Source organism: Pseudomonas sp. 18.1.10, from assembly GCF_024655625.1.
Lineage (GTDB): Bacteria > Pseudomonadota > Gammaproteobacteria > Pseudomonadales > Pseudomonadaceae > Aquipseudomonas.
The window spans coordinates 1-3713 of record NZ_JANLGL010000356.1; the positions used below are offsets into that span (position 1 = coordinate 1).

Annotated in this window: 2 protein-coding genes; one reads left to right on the forward strand and one right to left on the reverse strand. The window is 58.9% G+C overall.

The features are described 5' to 3' along the window. Nucleotides 1-91: 91 nt before the first annotated feature. Complete coding sequence (locus NUV89_RS28485; protein ID WP_257783938.1) at nt 92-565, reverse strand: DUF1289 domain-containing protein; 474 nt, start codon at nt 563-565, stop codon at nt 92-94. A 397-nt stretch (nt 566-962) separates the two neighbouring features. Here NUV89_RS28485 and acnB point away from each other — a divergent pair, with 397 nt between their 5' ends. Further along, on the forward strand, nt 963-3572 hold the full coding sequence (gene acnB, locus NUV89_RS28490; protein ID WP_257783939.1) for a bifunctional aconitate hydratase 2/2-methylisocitrate dehydratase: 2610 nt from the start codon (nt 963-965) through the stop codon (nt 3570-3572). The last annotated feature ends 141 nt before the right edge of the window (nt 3573-3713 follow it).

Consider the following 3713-nt stretch of genomic DNA (forward strand, 5'->3'; position numbering starts at 1 on the left):
GCGGTCTGCCAGTACCAAAAATGTTGCCTGACCCACCGTATTCGCGAGCAAGCCCGCTCCCACACAAGCCCACTCCACAGTGAATTAGGTGTTATCCGTTGGAAAACACATCCCTCAGGAACCCCGGCGCGATATAGCGCTGGTAATGCGCCTCGGACAGGATAAAAAACTCCCGATCAATCGCATCACGCAAATCCGGCAAGGCCCAGTCGCGAAACTCCGGCAACAGCACCATGCCATAGGCCTCCAGGTTGGAGATCACCCGCGCCCCCCGCGCAATCAACTGGTACGCCCAGCAATACTCCGACTGGTGCGGCACGAAGCGAATCTTGCGCTGCTCCAGCTGCCCGCGCAGGGTCTTGGGGTCAAAAACCTCCAACTTGCCGGCCATCACCTGCACCAACAACTGCTCCAGGCGCAGCCAGACCGCACGTTTTTCTTCCTCGTTATAGCCATTCCACTGGATCACTTCGTGGTGGAAACGCTTGCAGCCACGGCACACGAGATCGCCGTAGACCGTGGAGCACAGGCCTACGCAGGGGGTCTTGATGGTTTGGTTGGACATGGGCAACAACACGCAAATCAGCGAAACAATGCGCCATGTTAGCCCTTTGTCTAACCTCTATCACCCTGCAAACTTGGTTAGGCAACTTACCTTTAGATTTTTTTTGCCGTAGAATCATCCGGCCTTGTAAGGCGCCAATAATCCGCTGGAAGCTGTTTTCAAAGCGTCACGAGCACAGTCGTTCCTTCAGAACGGTGTTGGCGATGGTCAATGACTCGGTAGGTCAATGCCCTCGCCAACCCTCATCAGCCCCGTTCTGCAGGCGTAAAACTTTGAAAGCAGCTTCTGTGAGGAATGCCGGCAGCGCTGGCTTTGCGGCCCAAAAAGCCCCCGAGCGCATGCGTGCCGTTCATTTCTGGATGAGCGTCCCGTGGGACCACTGATGAGGGTAATAACTGTGCTTGAAGCCTACCGCAAACATATCGAAGAGCGTGCAGCCCTGGGTATTGTTCCCCAGCCGCTTAACGCCGAACAAACCGCAGGCCTGGTCGAGCTGCTGAAAAATCCTCCGGCTGGCGAAGAAGAATTCCTCGTTGACCTGATCACCAACCGCATTCCACCTGGTGTTGACGAAGCTGCCTACGTCAAGGCCGGTTTCCTGTCTGCCCTGGCCAAGGGTGAAGCCACTTCCCCCCTAATCAGCAAACAGCGCGCTGTTGAACTGCTTGGCACCATGCAAGGCGGCTACAACATCGTGACCCTGGTCGAGCTGCTGGACGATGCCGAACTGGCACCTGTCGCCGCCGCCCAACTCAAGCACACCCTGCTGATGTTCGACGCGTTCCACGACGTGGCCGAAAAAGCCAAGAACGGTAACGAACACGCCAAAGGCGTGATCCAGTCCTGGGCTGACGGCGAATGGTTCCGCAACCGCCCTACCCTGGCCGACAAGATCAGCCTGCGCGTATTCAAGGTGACCGGCGAAACCAACACCGACGACCTGTCCCCTGCTCCAGATGCCTGGTCCCGCCCGGACATCCCGCTGCACGCCCTGGCCATGCTGAAAATGGCGCGTGAAGGCATCGTGCCGGACGAGCAAGGCAAGACCGGCCCGATGAAGCAGATCGAAGAGATGCGCGGCCAAGGCTTCCCGATCGCCTACGTCGGCGATGTGGTCGGTACCGGTTCGTCGCGTAAATCGGCCACCAACTCCGTACTGTGGTTCTTCGGCGACGACGTCCCTTACGTGCCGAACAAGCGCGCTGGCGGCTTCTGCTTCGGCAGCAAGATCGCTCCAATCTTCTACAACACCATGGAAGATGCTGGCGCACTGCCAATCGAATTCGACGTTACCAACATGAACATGGGCGACGTGATCGACCTGTACCCCCATGCTGGCAAAGTCTGCAAACACAACAGCGACGAAATCATCACCGCCTTCGAAATGAAGACCCCGGTGCTGTTGGACGAAGTCCGCGCTGGCGGCCGTATTCCGCTGATTATCGGCCGTGGCCTGACCGACAAGGCTCGCGCCGAACTGGGCCTGGGCCCAACCGACCTGTTCAAGCTGCCTGAAGCCCCTGTCGATACTGGCAAAGGCTTTACCCTGGCACAGAAAATGGTCGGCAAGGCGTGCGGCCTGCCAGAAGGCAAAGGCGTTCGTCCTGGCACCTACTGCGAGCCGAAGATGACCACCGTGGGCTCCCAGGACACCACCGGTCCAATGACCCGTGATGAACTGAAAGACCTGGCGTGCCTGGGCTTCTCGACCGATCTGGTCATGCAGTCCTTCTGCCACACCGCGGCCTATCCAAAGCCGATCGACGTGACCACCCACCACACCCTGCCTGACTTCATCATGACCCGTGGCGGTGTATCGCTGCGTCCAGGCGACGGCATCATCCACAGCTGGCTGAACCGCATGCTGCTGCCGGACACCGTCGGCACCGGTGGTGACTCCCACACCCGCTTCCCGATGGGCATCTCGTTCCCGGCCGGTTCTGGCCTGGTCGCGTTCGCCGCAGCCACTGGCGTCATGCCACTGGACATGCCGGAATCGATCCTGGTGCGCTTCAAAGGCAAGATGAAACCTGGCATCACCCTGCGTGACCTGGTTCATGCCATTCCTTACTACGCGATCCAATCGGGTCTGCTGACCGTAGAGAAGAAAGGCAAGAAGAACGCCTTCTCCGGCCGCATCCTGGAAATCGAAGGCCTGAACGACCTGACGCTGGAACAGGCTTTCGAGCTGTCCGACGCCTCGGCTGAACGTTCGGCTGCCGGTTGCACCATCAAGCTGTCGAAAGAATCCGTCACCGAGTACCTGAACTCCAACATCACCCTGCTGCGCTGGATGATCGGTGAAGGCTACGGCGACCCGCGCACCCTGGAACGTCGCGCCCAAGCGATGGAAGCCTGGGTTGCCAACCCTGAGCTGATGGAAGCCGATGCCGACGCGGAATACGCCGAAATCATCGAGATCGACCTGGCGGAAATCAACGAGCCTATCCTCTGCGCGCCAAACGACCCGGACGATGCCCGTCTGCTGTCGAGCGTTGCCGGCGAGAAGATCGACGAAGTGTTCATCGGTTCGTGCATGACCAACATCGGTCACTTCCGCGCTGCCGGTAAACTGCTGGAACAGGTCAAGGGTCAGCTGCCAACCCGTCTGTGGCTGTCGCCGCCGACCAAGATGGACGCTCACCAACTGACCGAAGAAGGCTACTACGGCATCTACGGCAAGGCTGGCGCGCGCATGGAAATGCCGGGCTGCTCGCTGTGCATGGGTAACCAGGCACGTGTCGAGCCGAATTCGACCGTAGTGTCGACGTCGACCCGTAACTTCCCGAACCGTCTGGGTGACGGCGCGAACGTCTACCTGGCTTCGGCTGAGTTGGCGGCAGTCGCTTCCACCCTGGGTCGCCTGCCGACCGTCGAAGAGTACATGGGTTACGCAGCGAAACTGGACACCATGGCCAGTGACGTCTACCGCTACCTGAACTTCGACCAGATCGCCGAGTTCCGTAAAATCGCAGCAAGCGCCAACATTCCGGTGATTCAAGCCTAAGGTGTTGATGCAATAAAAACGCCGCGTATCGCAAGGTACGCGGCGTTTTTTTATGCCTGCAGTTCAGTATTTACAGCACCACAAAACAACTGTGGGAGCTGGCTTGCCTGCGATAGCGCTATCAGCCTTCACACAGGGCTC

What these genes read in the sequence shown, in the direction of transcription:
- NUV89_RS28485 (WP_257783938.1), bottom strand. Translation starts at nt 565, where the DNA reads ATGTCCAACCAAACCATCAAGACCCCCTGCGTAGGCCTGTGCTCCACG.